Source organism: Gracilibacillus marinus, from assembly GCF_042651725.1.
Classification (GTDB): domain Bacteria; phylum Bacillota; class Bacilli; order Bacillales; family Amphibacillaceae; genus Gracilibacillus; species Gracilibacillus marinus.
On sequence record NZ_JBHSDV010000001.1, the window covers coordinates 114,042 to 129,879 of the forward strand.

At 35.4% G+C, this 15,838-nt stretch carries 16 protein-coding genes; 9 read left to right on the forward strand and 7 right to left on the reverse strand.

The features are described 5' to 3' along the window. Positions 1–1,407 (reverse strand): cryptochrome/photolyase family protein, encoded by a 1,407-nt coding sequence (locus tag ACFOZ1_RS00620; protein WP_390194787.1) that lies wholly within the window; start codon positions 1,405–1,407, stop codon positions 1–3. A 184-nt stretch (positions 1,408–1,591) separates the two neighbouring features. Here ACFOZ1_RS00620 and ACFOZ1_RS00625 point away from each other — a divergent pair, with 184 nt between their 5' ends. Further along, on the forward strand, positions 1,592–3,274 hold the full coding sequence (locus ACFOZ1_RS00625) for a methyl-accepting chemotaxis protein (protein WP_390194789.1): 1,683 nt from the start codon (positions 1,592–1,594) through the stop codon (positions 3,272–3,274). 753 nt (positions 3,275–4,027) lie between these two features. On the opposite strand, the gene gdhA is transcribed toward ACFOZ1_RS00625, so the two are convergent. After that, positions 4,028–5,389: an NADP-specific glutamate dehydrogenase gene (gene gdhA, locus ACFOZ1_RS00630; protein ID WP_390194791.1), complete on the reverse strand. Its 1,362-nt coding sequence runs from the start codon at positions 5,387–5,389 to the stop codon at positions 4,028–4,030. Between the two features lie 389 nt (positions 5,390–5,778). Next, positions 5,779–7,050, reverse strand: a complete 1,272-nt coding sequence (locus tag ACFOZ1_RS00635; RefSeq protein ID WP_390194793.1) for an MFS transporter — start codon at positions 7,048–7,050, stop codon at positions 5,779–5,781. A gap of 150 nt (positions 7,051–7,200) precedes the next feature. Here ACFOZ1_RS00635 and ACFOZ1_RS00640 point away from each other — a divergent pair, with 150 nt between their 5' ends. Then, positions 7,201–7,545, forward strand: coding sequence for a hypothetical protein (locus ACFOZ1_RS00640; protein ID WP_390194795.1), 345 nt, complete (start codon positions 7,201–7,203; stop codon positions 7,543–7,545). A 154-nt stretch (positions 7,546–7,699) separates the two neighbouring features. After that, the gene (gene treR, locus ACFOZ1_RS00645; RefSeq protein WP_390194797.1) at positions 7,700–8,416 is read left to right on the forward strand and encodes a trehalose operon repressor; all 717 of its coding nucleotides are present in this window, start codon (positions 7,700–7,702) and stop codon (positions 8,414–8,416) included. 6 nt (positions 8,417–8,422) lie between these two features. Here the strand turns inward: treR and ACFOZ1_RS00650 are convergent, their stop codons facing one another. Both ACFOZ1_RS00650 and ACFOZ1_RS00655 read right to left on the reverse strand, forming a co-directional pair. After that, positions 8,423–8,692, reverse strand: coding sequence for a hypothetical protein (locus ACFOZ1_RS00650; protein ID WP_390194799.1), 270 nt, complete (start codon positions 8,690–8,692; stop codon positions 8,423–8,425). A 92-nt stretch (positions 8,693–8,784) separates the two neighbouring features. Further along, positions 8,785–9,597, reverse strand: coding sequence for a DUF2268 domain-containing putative Zn-dependent protease (locus ACFOZ1_RS00655; RefSeq protein ID WP_390194801.1), 813 nt, complete (start codon positions 9,595–9,597; stop codon positions 8,785–8,787). A gap of 148 nt (positions 9,598–9,745) precedes the next feature. Here ACFOZ1_RS00655 and ACFOZ1_RS00660 point away from each other — a divergent pair, with 148 nt between their 5' ends. From ACFOZ1_RS00660 to ACFOZ1_RS00675, 4 genes are all read left to right on the forward strand, one after another. Beyond that, positions 9,746–10,240 carry an Lrp/AsnC family transcriptional regulator gene (locus ACFOZ1_RS00660; protein ID WP_390194803.1) on the forward strand — a complete coding sequence of 165 codons (495 nt, stop codon included), beginning with the start codon at positions 9,746–9,748 and terminating at the stop codon, positions 10,238–10,240. Then, a complete protein-coding gene (locus ACFOZ1_RS00665; protein ID WP_390194805.1) occupies positions 10,237–11,400 on the forward strand; it encodes an aminotransferase in 1,164 nt (387 codons plus the stop codon). Before ACFOZ1_RS00660 ends, ACFOZ1_RS00665 begins: the two co-directional genes overlap by 4 nt. 150 nt (positions 11,401–11,550) lie before the next feature. Next, on the forward strand, positions 11,551–12,711 hold the full coding sequence (locus ACFOZ1_RS00670; RefSeq protein WP_390194807.1) for a family 43 glycosylhydrolase: 1,161 nt from the start codon (positions 11,551–11,553) through the stop codon (positions 12,709–12,711). 141 nt (positions 12,712–12,852) lie between these two features. Further along, positions 12,853–12,987, forward strand: a complete 135-nt coding sequence (locus tag ACFOZ1_RS00675; RefSeq protein ID WP_390194809.1) for a hypothetical protein — start codon at positions 12,853–12,855, stop codon at positions 12,985–12,987. A 677-nt stretch (positions 12,988–13,664) separates the two neighbouring features. Here the strand turns inward: ACFOZ1_RS00675 and ACFOZ1_RS00680 are convergent. Beyond that, a complete protein-coding gene (locus ACFOZ1_RS00680) occupies positions 13,665–13,952 on the reverse strand; it encodes a HesB/YadR/YfhF family protein (protein ID WP_390194811.1) in 288 nt (95 codons plus the stop codon). A gap of 189 nt (positions 13,953–14,141) precedes the next feature. Here ACFOZ1_RS00680 and ACFOZ1_RS00685 point away from each other — a divergent pair, with 189 nt between their 5' ends. Continuing rightward, positions 14,142–14,468: a MerR family transcriptional regulator gene (locus ACFOZ1_RS00685; RefSeq protein WP_390194813.1), complete on the forward strand. Its 327-nt coding sequence runs from the start codon at positions 14,142–14,144 to the stop codon at positions 14,466–14,468. A gap of 23 nt (positions 14,469–14,491) precedes the next feature. On the opposite strand, the gene ACFOZ1_RS00690 is transcribed toward ACFOZ1_RS00685, so the two are convergent. Next, a complete protein-coding gene (locus ACFOZ1_RS00690) occupies positions 14,492–14,725 on the reverse strand; it encodes a Fur-regulated basic protein FbpA (protein WP_390194815.1) in 234 nt (77 codons plus the stop codon). A 287-nt stretch (positions 14,726–15,012) separates the two neighbouring features. On the opposite strand from ACFOZ1_RS00690, the gene ACFOZ1_RS00695 reads away from it, so the two are divergent. After that, complete coding sequence (locus ACFOZ1_RS00695) at positions 15,013–15,834, forward strand: glycosyltransferase family 2 protein (protein ID WP_390194817.1); 822 nt, start codon at positions 15,013–15,015, stop codon at positions 15,832–15,834. The last annotated feature ends 4 nt before the right edge of the window (positions 15,835–15,838 follow it).

The following is a 15,838-nucleotide window of genomic DNA, read 5'->3' on the forward strand; positions in this document are numbered from 1 at the left end:
TCACTCCTTTTTCTTTGTTTTTAATTTGTCGAACGCTAATAGTGCGCGCTCTCTTGCAGTATTATGTTCGACGATAGGATATGGATAATCGATACCTAACTGAATATGTGCATGAGCTAGTATATGTGAGGGTGCTTCCCAAGGCTTAGCGATATAGGTTGTTTCTAAATCGCGTAGTTCAGGAACCCATTTTTTCATGTATGTACCATCAGAATCGAATTTTTCTGCTTGTTTAACTGGATGGAAAATACGAAAAAATGGAGAAGCATCAAAGCCAGTTCCTGCAACCCATTGCCATCCCATTGTGTTATTCGCGATGTCATGGTCAATTAATTGTTTCTCAAAATAGTCTTGTCCTTCTCGCCAATGGATAAGCAAATGTTTCACAAGAAAGGATGCCGTAATCATTCGCACACGATTGTGCATATAGCCTGTTTGTTTTAATTCCCTCATGCCTGCGTCCACTATAGGATAACCTGTTTGTCCTTCTTTCCATTGTGTAAATAATGACGAATCCGTTGGGAGCCATTCAAACTGGCGAAATTTAGCTTGTAATGGCTGCTGGATAATTTCAGGGAAAAAGTATAATTGATGATAAGCAAATTCTCGCCATACTAGTTGTTTTAAAAATGTTTCGATGCTTTTCTTTTTATGTGTATGCTTGTCATTCGCTTCTATGTCATCAATTCGAAGAACTTCTATTGCTTCATACCACAATAATCGGACACTAATTTCTCCATTCGCTACATAAGCAGAAAGCATAGATGTGGCATCAATTGCAGGAAAGTCACGATATGTTTCATAATCTACTATATTGTCATACAGAAATTGGCGCCATTTTTTCAATGCTTGTTGTTCACCTGGTTGAAAGTAGGTTAGACCGTGATCTTTAAACGGTTTATCTACGTCTCCATGGAACCACTCCATATGTGTAGGTTTTTTTTGTGGTGGTAAAATGGAAGTCTGTTGAACCTTTTTCCAAAATGATGTAAAGACTTTGTATGGTGTCTCTTGATTTGTCATTATCGTTCCAGGCGTTGTAAGCAACCTACCTTGAAGAAAGAATACGGGAATAGATAGTTCTTCCTCCATTTTTTTCATAAGGTGTCGACCAGATGGATCATATCTCTCATGTGTATAGATTGCTGCAATATGTAAGTCATGTATGATGTTCTTTATGATAGTTAATGGATTTCCTGAACGAATAAGTAAGGTTCCACCAAGTTGTGCAATCGTCGCTTGCAACGTATTTATTGCCATTCGCTCATACGTTTTACTTCGCGATGCCGTACTGTATTCATCTATATATAAAGGAACAACGATGCCTTGTTTGGAAGCCTCTGATAACGCAGGATGATCAAGTAAGCGGTAATCTTTATGAAATAATACAAGTACATGCTTTGTCATGTAAACATCCCCTCCTTCCTTTAGTATACCCTTTCCTATTATTTTTGAACGTAATAGAAAAAAGAGAAGTATGAATAGAAGAATAATGATAAAATGATTATAAGTAATTATATATAGTTAAAAAATACTAATCATCCATTTCTGTTCACTGTAACGAATGGATAAAAATATAGGGGGAAGAAAAATGAAAATTACAGGAAAATTGCTTTTGTCCTATGCTACTCTTGTATTGATCATGGTTTTGTCAGGGGTAGTTGCGGTAAATGGCTTATTACAAGTGAATAATAATGCAAAGTCATTGTATTATGAACGAGTGGAACCATTACAAGACATGAATAAGATAGTGAAGTTAGCAGAGAACACAAGAGTGAATATGATGTCCGCTGTGTTAAATGAAGATGTTAGTAAGACAGAAATAGCAACGAATAATTTGAAAGAGATTGCTTCATTAATGGATGAATATGAACAAATCCCATTAAATGAAAAGGAAAAGGCAGTCTATCAGAACTTTAAAGAAAACTGGATAGCTTTTACTGAAGTTGTTCAAAGTAATATCAATCTGATTCAAAATGCAGAGTATGATATGGCGCGCGAAGGTCTCATAGCAGGTGGGGAGTACTATGAACCTGCAAGTGAATACCTTACCTCATTAATGGGAGAAACAGAGAAGGCAATTCAGACATACAACCAAGAGAATTTTGCATCATTTAAAGCAAATCGAAACATAATCATTATCACAATAGTTGTTGCGGCTATCGTGGCTATGTTACTAAGTTTGAAGATGGGGCGATATATTGGAAAACCATTAAACAAAATCACATTACATATCCAGGACTTTGCAAATGGAGATTTAAGTGGTGTGATGGAAGAAACAAAAAGAAAAGATGAAATCGGAGAGTTAACAAATGCTGCGAATCAAATGAAACACCATTTAAGTCAATTGATTCAAAAAGCTTCGAATGTATCGACAAATGTGGTGGCACAAAGCGATGTGCTTAGTCAATCAGCAAATGAAGTGACAGAGGGAAGTAAGCAAATTGCAACAACAATGGGAGAATTAGCAGACGGCGCAGAGGCACAAGCGCATGGAGCTACTAGTTTATCTGAAAAAATGGAACGATTGTTATCACATATACATGATGCAGACAAATCTACACTTGAAACAGTCTCAGATGCAGAAATGGTGCTTAATCATGCAGATAACGGAAAACAAGCGTTACAAGAATCTGTTGAGCAAATGAATGAGATTCATGAATTAGTTGGAGTAGCTGTCAATAAAGTGAAAGAATTAGATCAAGATTCTAAGGAAATTTCATCATTAGTGACTGTGATTGAAGGCATCGCAGAACAGACTAACCTATTAGCATTAAATGCGGCTATTGAAGCGGCTAGAGCAGGTGAACAAGGAAAAGGATTTTTAGTAGTAGCAGACGAAGTAAGGAAATTGGCAGAAGGTGTATCCAAATCAATTGGACAAGTAACAGCATTGACGCAGAAAATTCAAGTAGGGTCATCAAACGTAGCTGAAGCATTACAGTCAAGTTATGAGGAAGTAGAAAAGGGATCCATTCATTTAGGAGAAACAGGAGTCATCTTTGATGAAGTAAATCAATCTGTTACCAAAATCGTGCATCAAATTCAACAAGTGTCAGAAGAATTAAATCGTGTGGTAAAAGAATCGGGGGAAATTTCGGGTACTATTCAAGAAATAGCTTCTGTATCTGAGGAATCCGCTGCAGGAGTGGAAGAAACAGCTGCCTCCTCCGAACAATCATTAAGCTCTATGGAAGAAGTTCTAACAAGTGCTGCAGACTTGCAAAAATTAGCGAAGGAGTTAGAAAAGGAAATGCAACGATTCAAAGTATAAGCAGACAGAAAAAAAGAGGCGAACATAACTATTATTTGTCATACAAAGCATGAACGCACCATATGTATTGGTTAGTAATAAGATGATAAGACATTACGCTAATGAGTAATGGTGTGTGCGTATATCCCGCTCCGGCTTGCCCAATGCGCTTTCTGTGGATCTTAAGGGAAAAATATCCCGTAGTAGTGGAAACAGACATTATCGCTTGTTTATACTCTACAATTGAAGTAATTATAAAAATATTGGCTTTATTCTATATCGCTTGTGATTTATTATCATTATAAACAAAATAAGCTGATTTCTGTAACTAACCAAAATACTAGCATTTCCAAACATTATAAAACTTGACTGAGCGTAGGCGCCCAATCCCACTCCTATGGGATCCTTTTTCCTGAAGATCCACTTTTCCAAGCGGTTTGTGCTTGGGGAAGTTAGCTGAAGGAAAAAGCCCATGGAAAGGGGATTGGACAAGCCCTAGCGGGTGCCAAGCACATATCGAATATCACAATTAGTAAATAGAGCTATCTTCTAATACACAAAAAATCCAAACTGCTCGGTAAATAGTTTCCGAATCGTTTGGATTTTTGTAGTGAAAGAAAACTTTTGTTTCCATCACTTTTTGGGATGGGTATGTGAAATAAGGATAGATCAAGTGATAGTGACACTTATCAATATGCTAAGTTCTTCTATCTCAAACAGGGATATTTTGTTTGAGATAGAATGGAAAACTATAGTGTAATAAAAGGATAAAGATTAAATGACACCTTGTGCAACCATTGCATCTGCAACTTTTAAGAAACCAGCGATATTCGCACCAACAACTAAGTTGCCAGGATGACCGAATTCTTCAGCAGCTTCTACGCTATTTTTGTAGATGTTTTGCATAATTTCTTGAAGTTTTTCATCTACTTCTTCAAATTTCCAAGATAGACGACCACTGTTTTGTGCCATTTCAAGTGCAGAAACAGCAACCCCACCTGCATTCGCAGCTTTTGCTGGTCCGAATAGTACTTTGTTATCTAAGAATATATCAATTGCTTCAAGTGTTGAAGGCATATTTGCACCTTCACCAATAGCTTTTACACCATTAGCAACTAATGTTTTTGCAGCTTCTTCATTTAATTCGTTTTGTGTTGCACATGGTAGAGCGATATCGCACGGAATACTCCAGATACCTTCGAATCCTTCTGTATATACTGCTTCAGGATGTTCGTTCACATATTCCTTAATACGTTTTCTTTCTACTTCTTTTAAACGTTTTACTGTTTCAAGGTTAATACCATTTTTGTCATATACATAACCACCAGAATCACTACAAGCAACTACTTTTGCACCTAACTCTGTTGCTTTTTGGATTGCGTATGTGGATACATTACCAGAACCTGAAACAACTACTGTTTTTCCTTCAAAGCTATCCCCTTGGTCTTTTAGCATTTCTTGTACAAAATAAACTGTACCAAAACCAGTAGCTTCTGTACGTGCTAAGCTTCCGCCGAAGTTAAGAGGTTTACCTGTTAACACACCAGCTTCGTAAGCACCACGCATTTTTTTGTATTGACCAAATAAATAACCAATTTCACGTCCACCTACACCGATATCTCCAGCTGGAACGTCTGTATCTTGACCAATATGTTTAGATAATTCACTCATAAAGCTCTGACAGAATCGCATGATTTCATTATCTGATTTACCTTTAGGATCGAAGTCAGAACCACCCTTACCGCCACCAATTGGTTGGCCAGTTAAAGAGTTTTTGAAAATTTGTTCAAATCCTAGGAATTTAATGATACTTGCGTTTACAGATGGGTGAAAACGTAAGCCGCCTTTATATGGTCCAATCGCACTGTTGAACTGGACACGGAATCCACGGTTGACATGTACTTTCCCCTCATCATCTACCCATGGTACACGAAAAGAGATGACTCTTTCAGGTTCAACGATTCTTTCTAGAATCCCTTGTTCCATGTATACAGGATATTTCTCAAATACTGGTACTAAAGAAGCGAAAATTTCTTTTACTGCTTGATGAAATTCACTTTCATTAGGGTTACGTTTTTGGACAGTTTCGTATACATCATTTACATAGTTTTGTGCAACTTGGTTTGCGTTTGTCATAGTGTAACTACTCTCTCCTTATTTATATTTATTTAAGTGATACAAAGCGTGACACATTGTTCTACTTATTTTGCCAAAAAGATACATCACTATCCTATTTTGATTCATAAGAGAAATGCAAATTCGTAATGAAATACGATTGATTTTCTTTAAAAGTGTGGAATAAAGTCAAAATAGTGTGAAAAATCCGCATTAATACAAGTGTATTATATCAATTTGGTATAAACAATACATATATGAGATTGAATTAATGCTGAATTGAGATAGGTGTGGTATAGCTTTTCTGTACAAACAAAAAAACGAATCTTTCTTAAGCAAAGGGAATTGTTGTGAGAACAAAATTCTGCTTGAAAAGGATTCGAATTTTAAAGATGAGTATATATAAGTATTCAGTTAATTGGTGTATGCTCAAGTTTCTTATCTGAAGGTACGAAGAATAAGATAATCATACCAATAATGAATAATACAATTAAACTAAGAATTCCTGTATTTGACCTACCTGTAAGTTGGGCGGTAATCCCAATCAGAAGTGGGCCTGTAATGGATGCGAATTTACCAAAGATGTTATAAAAACCAAAGAACTCATTTGCTTTATTTTTAGGAATAAGTTTAGCGAAATACGATCTACTTAATGCTTGAATGCCGCCTTGTGATGTCGCTACGAGCATTGCTAATATCCAAAAGTCTATAGCTGTTTCTAGGAAATAAGCATAGATACAAATAATAATATACACAATACAGCCAATATTAATCATGACTTTTGCTGAGAATCGATCAGCTAACTTTCCGTAAAGAAGAGCAAATGGTGCAGCGACAATTTGCGTCATTAATAAAACAATAAGTAATACTGTAGCACTTATACCAACATCTGTGCCGTATGCTGTCGACATGGAAATGATTGTACCAACTCCATCAATATAAAAAAAGTATGCAAGGAGAAAAAGTGACAAGTATTTATACTGTTTAATATCTAAAATGGTCTTATATAAACGAAGGAAGCTTTTTTTAATAATTTTGTTCTCTCTCGGTATTGCGTAAACCTGATGTACATTTTTAACTAAGGGTAAAGCAAAGATACCCCACCACACACATGTAATAAGAAAGGCAATTCTACTCGCAGTTGTACTAGTGATAGGGAGAATTTCCTGTTGTGCGAATACAATGATGGCAATACTAATAATAAAAGGAATCGTACTCCCGATATAACCAAGCGCAAATCCTCTTGCAGATACTCGATTCATTCGTTTGTCCTTTGTAATATCTACAAGAAAAGCATCATAAAAAATGTTCGCACCAGTTGAACCAAGTGATGCAAATGTAAAGAGTAGTAACAAAAGGAACCAATTCCCGTCCGGGACAAATACTAAAGATACAGTAGAAAGAAGGCCGACACTTAGAAAACCAATGAAAAATCGCTTTTTTAGCCCATCATAATCCGCGATGGACCCAAGGACTGGACCGAGCATCGCTAAGATAAATGTAAAAATAGCAATTGTGTATCCTAAATATGCTGTAGATACATGTCCTTCTATACCAACACTTGAAGCTTGTGCTTTATAAAAAATTGGAAATACAGCTGTAGTAATAATTAATGTAAATGCAGAACTACCCCAATCATAAAACATCCAACTTTTTTCTTTATTTGAAAATGTCACCTTCATCACCCACTTTTCCATAATATATTTATTCTACTAGATTTATCTAATTAGGTCTGTACCTTTTCATAAAATTAATCAAAACTTTACTTCTTGTTTTAATTTATTTGAAAACGGGTACATTAACAACAAATGATGAAGAGAGGAAGATCAAAGATGAGTAAATCGTTACAGGCGTTTTTTAAAACAGAAAGTGAAGCAGAATCGTTTAAATCACAATTACACAAAGTACAAGCAAATGACGTACGAGTAGATAGATTACCTGAAGCAGATAAGACATTATTTCTGACACCACTTACTTATTCGGGAAGTAGTTCAACAGGAACAGGTATGGGTGGAGGAATGGTCGCAGCATTTACCTCAGATACAGATGCAACGGTAGAAGATGGACCAAGAGAATATATTGTGGAATTTACGGTGACAGATGAAGACTTTGAAGAGTCATTAAAGTTGATTATGGAGAATGATGGTTATCTTGATAAAGAAACAATCACATGGTAAAAAAAGAAACTAGGCGCTCAAATACGGGCGCCTAGTTTTTTCTGTAGTAGGAAAGCAATAAGTCATATATTGTGTAACTTGCAATATTAGGATAGATAAGGGAAAATGATGTAAATAAATGCGATTGATATCATTTGAAAATGGGGAATTACATATGCAAAAAAAATATATTATGATCTACCATGAAATGATTGACCAATTGGAGTCAGGAGTATATAGACCAAAGGAATTACTCCCATCAGAACATGAATTAACATCCATCTATCAGACGTCAAGAGAAACCATCAGAAAAGCATTAACATTGTTAGCTCAGAATGGCTACATTCAAAAAATACAAGGTCGAGGTTCTGTTGTGATTGATAGAAATAAATTGGACTTTCATGTGTCTGGCTTAGTTAGCTTCAAAGAAGTCATCGACAAATTAGGAGAAAAGGCTGAAACACATGTTCAATCATGTGAATTAATGGAAGCCTCTGATACGCTACAAGAGCAAATGAAAGTAAAGCAGTCAGAAAAAATATGGGAAATTAAACGAGTCAGGACATTTTCAAATGAACGTGTCACATTAGATAAAGATTATTTTGTGCAAAGTTTTGTACCACATATGACAAAAGAAATAGCAAGAAACTCCATTTACGAGTATTTAGAGAATGAGCTTCAGTTAGCAATTAGTTTTGCAAAAAAGGAGATTACAGTAGAGTATCTAACAGATGAAGATAGAGCATATCTAGATGTAGATGGTTTTAATAACATTGTTGTGATTAGAAATTATGTCTATTTAAATGATGCGCAATTATTCCAATACACAGAATCTCGACAACGACCAGATAAATTCAGGTTCGTTGATTTTGCTAGAAGGTCGCAAAATTAAAAGAGGTTACCAAAAGAAAAATGGTAAAAATGCAATTGTTGCAATCGCTCCTAATGCGATTCCAATCCCAAGGCCGGCGCCATAGCCATAAGGATAGCGGCCATATCTGTAATAACCAAACCCATATCCGCCAAACCTATTATTTGCAATTGGGGCAAGGAATACTTTTTGACGATTTACATTACGGATAATGCCTTGATGTACCTGTCCGTTTTGGGTGATAATCTTCACAGGACGCCCAATATTTTGACAACAAAATGAGTAATGATGGGACATATCAACACTCCTTTCTAGAATCATATACTAGTAAGATATGCTTTAACTGAAAGAAAGGGGTGGACGAGTGTTCATAGTCCATTTAATTATCTTCACGAATTCCATTCTGATATAAGGTCATTGGGATTTACAAATAATAATTCTTTTTCTGTAAGTTTTTGCTTTTGCATATAGTGATGAACAAGAAAAAAGCCAATATGATAACCAAGATTTTTTCTAATTCTTCCATTCCCATACATTAGTATGTCATGTGTAGGATGGTCTCTTTTTATATTAAGGTGGGGTTGTACCCATTTCTGATAAAGATGACGTGCCTCTCTTTCTTCGAGTAAATCGATTGTCTGATTGCTGTACTCTACACCAACTAATTTCCGAACTAAATATTCAGCAATTCCTTCTAAAATAAGTGCATCTAGTAAAATGTAATCAAGTTCAGGTTTTGCAAAGTGTTGTAATCGAACAGAATGACTATATTCATGGGCTAGTAATGCTAATAGCTGTTTCTTTGAAATAGTGTCACTCAAAAATAAAATGATTTTAGTTGGGTAACTTATTCCAGCACAACCACCGAATGTCTCCGTTAATTCTCGACTACTTGTATCTGAAGGGAAGAGAAATATGTCTACAGATGGTCCATTCCAACGCTTCTTCAATTTTTGATAATAAGTACCAACTAATTTGTCATAAGTACAGTCAAGCCAGTTTAATAATTGTTTAGAATCAGAGCGTGTTGGAACAAATAAGCCGTAATGCAATAAATGATGCTGTAACAACTCTGGGTCTATCGAATCAAAATAAGGAGATAACTTTGCGCAAATCGTTTTTTCTTGGCATGTAAATGGGGAAATATCTTTGTTCTTTTGAATATATTGTAATAGCCAATCTTTTGTCGGTTGGATAGGCATTTTTTCACTCCTTTTGTAGCTTTCTAATCGAATCATGGTGGACCTAAACCAACGTAAGTCTTTCTTTATCTTTGGTTAGAATTGTAGTAAGATGAAATATAATTGTTATATGATAATGTATACTTATTGTTTAAAGAAGGTGAATGAATTGGAACAAAAAGAGATAGAATTACTAAAGATTCTCGAGAAAAACGGTAGATTAGACACAAAAACAATTAGTAACATGTTAGACGTAGAAGAAAATGAAGTGAACCAAATGATTGAAAAATTAGAACAAGAACATGCAATATTGGGCTATTCTGCATTGGTAGACTGGAAAAATGTCTATGAATATGAAGGAGTAGCGGCGCTGATTGACGTGAAAGTAACGCCAGTTCGTGGACTTGGGTTTGATAAGATTGCTTCTAGAATTTATCGATTCCCTGAAGTGAAAGCAGTATATCTTATGTCAGGGTCCTATGATTTAAGTGTCTCAGTAGAAGGAAAGACAATGATGGAAGTGAGTCGCTTTGTTTCAGAGAAATTATCGACATTAGATACAGTTATTTCTACAACGACACATTTTATTCTGAAGAAATATAAACATGATGGTATTATTTTTGATGACAATGATGATGACAAGCGAATGATGGTGTCGCCATGAGTTCGCGCTATTTATCTGACAAAGTACAAGAAATCCAGCCATCAGGTATTAGAAAGTTTTTTGATTTAGCGTCAAAAATGGAAAATGTCATCTCATTAGGTGTGGGAGAACCAGACTTTGTTACACCTTGGAATGTAATCGAAGCGAGCTACCATTCACTAGAACAAGGTTATACAGCATATACAGCAAATGCTGGATTGTTAGAACTAAGACAAGAAATTAGTTTGTATTTAAACCAATATTTCTCTGTAGAGTACAATCCAGAAAATCAATTAATTGTTACTGTTGGTGCAAGTCAAGCGTTTGATATTGCACTTCGAGCAGTTGTAAATCCAGGTGAGGAAGTAATCATTGTAGAGCCTTGCTTTGTTGCGTATGAGTCCACAGTTCGATTAGCAGGTGGGATACCTGTTACTGTAAGTGCATCAAGTGAGAATGGCTTTAAAGTAACAAAAGAGCAATTAGAAAAGGCAATTACGGATAAAACAAAAGCGATTATCATTTGTAGTCCAAATAATCCAACAGGTACGGTGCTCACAAAGTCAGAATTAGAAGCTATTGCAAAAGTTGTGACAAAACATGACTTACTTGTGATTTCTGATGAAATTTATGCAGAATTATCTTATGATGAAAAAGCGGTAAGTATGGCAGCGATAGAAGGTTTATATGATCGAACGATTTTAATATCGGGTTTTTCTAAATCCTTTGCAATGACAGGCTGGCGTTTAGGATATGCAGCGGGTCCTGTTGATATTATCCAAGCAATGACAAAAATTCACCAATATACAATCATGTGTGCGCCAACAATGGCTCAACATGGTGCGCTAGAAGCACTTCGTAATGGTCGAGATAGTGTGGAAGAAATGACAACGAGTTATCGCCATCGTCGAAATTTTGTTGTCAAGGCATTGAACGAAATGGGCCTTGAGTGTCATTTACCTGGAGGTGCATTTTATGTCTTCCCATCCATAAAGAAAACAGGGATGACTTCTGAAGAATTTGCTGAACGATTATTAGAAGAAGAGCAAGTGGCGGTTGTTCCAGGTCATGTATTCGGTGAAAGTGGAGAAGGATACATTAGATGTTCGTATGCCACATCCATTAAACAATTAGATCAAGCGATGAAACGTATGGGTAAATTTGTTCAAAAGTATATATAATAGGAAAAGAAACCAGTGAAGGCTTGAATATCCTCACTGGTTTCTTCTTGTTAGTATAAGTTAAGTATATAATTGCTATTTATTTTACTTGTAAGTACAAGTGAGATTGTTTATAATAAGAATTAATATTGTAAAGAGAGGAAGTTTTCGATGGAAATTAAGTGTATACACAATATAGATTTACAAGTGACGAATCAAGAGAATATTGTATTACCAACACAAGTAAATGTAGATTTAAATGATAATATTACTGCACCATTTGATGTGGAGTGGGATGCAATTGATGTAAAACAATTAGCAGAGAATGGAACAGTAGAGGTAAAGGGTACAATCAAACATACGGATTACCCGAAACCATTTATTGAAAAACGTGCAGATCCTTATTTATATAAGCATACAGATGGATATTATTACTTCACTGGCTCTTATCCGCTTTACGACAGAATTGTACTAAGAAGAGCAAAAACAATCGATGGGTTACGTGATGCAGAAGAAAAAGTGATTTGGTGGAAGCATGAATCTGGTATTATGTCAGAACATATTTGGGCGCCAGAAATTCATTATATTGATGGTAAATGGTATTTCCACTTTGCGGCAGGAGATAAAGACGATGTATGGGCAATTCGTCCATATGTGTTAGAATGTGACGCAGAGAACCCATTAGAAGGGGAATGGGTAGAAAAGGGACAAGTGAATACAGAGTTCCAAAGTTTCTCATTAGATGCCACAACTTTTGAACATAATGGCAAAAGATATTTAGTTTGGGCACAAAAAGTAGACAATGATACGATTTCTAACCTGTTCATTGCAGAAATGGAGAACCCTTGGACAATCAAGAAGCAAATATTCTTATCTACACCTGAGTATGATTGGGAAACAATTGGTTTTGATGTGAATGAAGGGCCTGCTATGATTAAGAATGATCAGCATATTTTTATTGCATTCTCGGCAAGTGCAACAGATGAGAATTATGCAGTAGGTTTATTGTATGCAGATGTAGATGGGGATTTACTAGATCCGAATGCATGGACAAAAGTAAAAGAACCTGTAATGGTATCAGATGATACAACAGTTGAATATGGACCTGGTCATAACAGTTTTTCTGTTGATGAAAATGGCTATGAATTAATTATTTATCATGCACGTCCATACAAAGGATTTAGTACAGAGAATCCATTATATGATCACAATCGCCATGCGCGAATCCAACGCTTATTCTGGACAAACGACGGCTTCCCGTACTTTGGAGAGCCTGGATATACACTAGACTTTAGTGCACATAAAGCAAAAGCAACCATTACATTGAAATAACAAAAGCGGAAACGCCCGTTAAGAAACGTAGAGACTGGAGCGAATCAACAGAAATAAAGGAATCACGGAGAGGAACGAACCGATGATGACTTATTGACCGTTGATGCGTGAAGTCTCCTAGTTTCTGGGCGTTGTAGCTGGATGGAACAAAAGCGAAAACGCCCGTTAAGAAACGTAGAGACTGGAACGAAAGAATTCATTCATCACAAAAATCCAAACGATTCGGAAGCTATTTATCGAATTGTTTGGATTTTGTGTGTATTAGAAGAAAACTGAGATATAATTTTGAGAATAGATATGTGCGTTGCAACCGCTCCGGCTTGTCCGTTTCCCTTTCCGTGGGTTTTTCCCCTAAGCTAACTTTTTAGCACAGTTCGCTAAAAAGTGGATCTTAGGGGAAAAACATCCCACAGGAGTGGAAACGGACACCTCCACTATTTTATATTCTACAATTCTAGTAAGCATAAAAAAATAATTATATAAACGCTGGATTTATTCCATATCGACTATGATTTTGTCTTTAGATTACGTATCATTATATACAAAATAAGCAACTATCTGTAACAATACAAAATGTCAGCACTTGCAAACATTGTAGAACTTCACTGAGCGTCGGCGCCCACTTCCACTCCTATGGGGCACTTTTTCCTGAAGATCCACTTTTTCAAGCGGTTTGTGCTTGGAAAAGTTAGCTGAAGTAAAAAGCCCATGGAAAGGGGATTGGGCAAGCCAAAGCGGGTTATACGCACATCAATTATTTCAAATTTGTGTGGTATCATTCTTTTATTAGGAAATATTAAATATGACATAATTCTCTAAATATTCTAGTTTTGAACGATTACGCTAGACGAAATAAAAAAGCGAAGGAATCACAACAATTTGTTGAGTACCTTCGTTTTTATTATGAAAAGTAAACATAAAATTTTCTTTTTCCATATAAAATGAATAAGAAACTATTTAACGATATACTCGATTTCATCATATTTTCTAGAGTATTTAATATGGAAATCTTTATTGTCAAAATACCACATGTCAGATTGCTCAACAAAGAATACAATGCCTTCTTCCACAACTTGCATACCAGGATCATTTGGTTCTGTTTTTTCTAATGCTAAAGAGAACCCTTTATGTACTCCGCCAAATCCTCCATATCTTGCAAAAAAGCGTATTGCGTCATGTTCTTCTAGGTGTAATTCATTTACAAACCATTTAGCTGCAGGTTTAGTTATTGATATCGCCATAACAAAACTCCTTTTTTTCTACTAGCTTAACTATATCAGAAAGAAGATAGTTATTTCCACTTTATCATTTTTACATAAAATGTTTGTAAGATTATCTGACAAAAGTTTTTTCAAGAAAGGAAAAAAGTGTATAATTTAAGTAAGATTAATACAACCAGTAAGCTAAAGTCTTAATAGGTGGTGTTCTTATTGTCTGAAAATCCTTCATATAAAACGAGAAAAGTGATTACGATTGGCGTGGTTAGTGAGTTGACAGGTCTATCAGAAAGACAGATTCGTTATTACGAAGAAAGAAAGTTGGTATTCCCTGAGCGTTCCGCAAAAGGAAATCGAAAATATTCGTTTGCTGATGTAGAATTATTAATCGATATTGCCAACAAACGTGAAGAAGGAGTACAGACATACGAGATTAGACAAGATATGCTTCGTGCAGAACGTAAAAAAGAAAAGAAAATGCGCAGAGAATTATTGCGTGGTGAAATTAATGCAAGATTTGGAATTCAAAAAGAACGTTAACGAATCTCCACAAAAAAGAAGCCTTAATGGAAATCGGGCTTCTCTTCTTGTTGTTCATATGGATTGAAACGAGTGAATTTGAAGCTGTTCGGATTTTTTTGTTCGAATTGAATGCAGAATTTTTCGTAATCATGTACAATTTCGCTAATTGGTTTTTTATACACTTCTTCATCATTTGGGTGTACTTCACCATTCGCTATCAGTTGTTCGATGAGAAATACTTTTTGCCTTTCAACTGCTTCTCTTAAAAATGCCATTGTTTTCCCTCCTTATTTTAATTCTTACGATAAGTTTTTCCATAATTGTTATATGTTATTCAAATATCAACTATGCAAATGTAGTCAAAATGTGATAAAAAGTAAGAAAAATGTAATAATTATTAAGTGTGAATCCTTCGTATATGAGTAAAGTTAAAAATATGATATGGTTAGTTTATGCCTTCATTTTATCGATGTATCGGCACATGTCAATTAACTTTACACACATTTCAAAGAACACACAATAACTTAATATTTGTAACTATAATGAAAGAGGGTAACACACGTTGAATCCAAAATTATCTATAATCATACCAACATATAATCGTCCAGTTGCTTTATCTGAGTTATTAGCTTCATTAGCTGCGCAAACATACCAAGATTTTGAAGTGATCATTATTAATGACGCTGGATCTGATATATCTAAAATTGTAGATGCGTATGAGGAGTTACACTGTCAGATTATTAATTTAGAACAGAATAGCTACCATGTTCGTGCGAGAAACAGAGGTCTTGAATTAGCAAGTGGTGAATGGATCATGTTAATTGATGACGATGATTTGATTTTACCAACACATATCGAAACAATGTTCCAGCATACAGATGACTATGATTTATTATACTCTGATGTAGAGATTGTGAATTATATGGAAACAGAGATGGAGCGAATTCCTCTTTCTTCTCAACTATTTGCCTATACATATGATTTAGATGCAATGAAGAAGTTTTCTACATATGTACCATCTGGTAGCATGTATAAAAAATCTATTCATGTAGAAATAGGCAAGTTCGATGAAGAGATGCGAAATTATTGGGATTGGGATTTCTTTTTGCGTGTAGCAGAGAAATACCGTGTCAAAAGAGTTCCTGTAGCAAGTGTATTGTATGAATTCTCAGTAACTGGAAACAATCAGTCGAAAAATTTGGATAAAATGAGAAAATATTTAGATCGTCTATCTGAGAAACATCATTTGGGCACATTACCGACTAAAAATTTCTTCATACTATTAGAGGAGCCAGAAGTGAAAGAAAGAGAAGCGGTAACAAAGAAAATTTGGGATGGAAAAATGATTCCATCTAGATATATGAAACAATTTGGCACAGTATAAATGA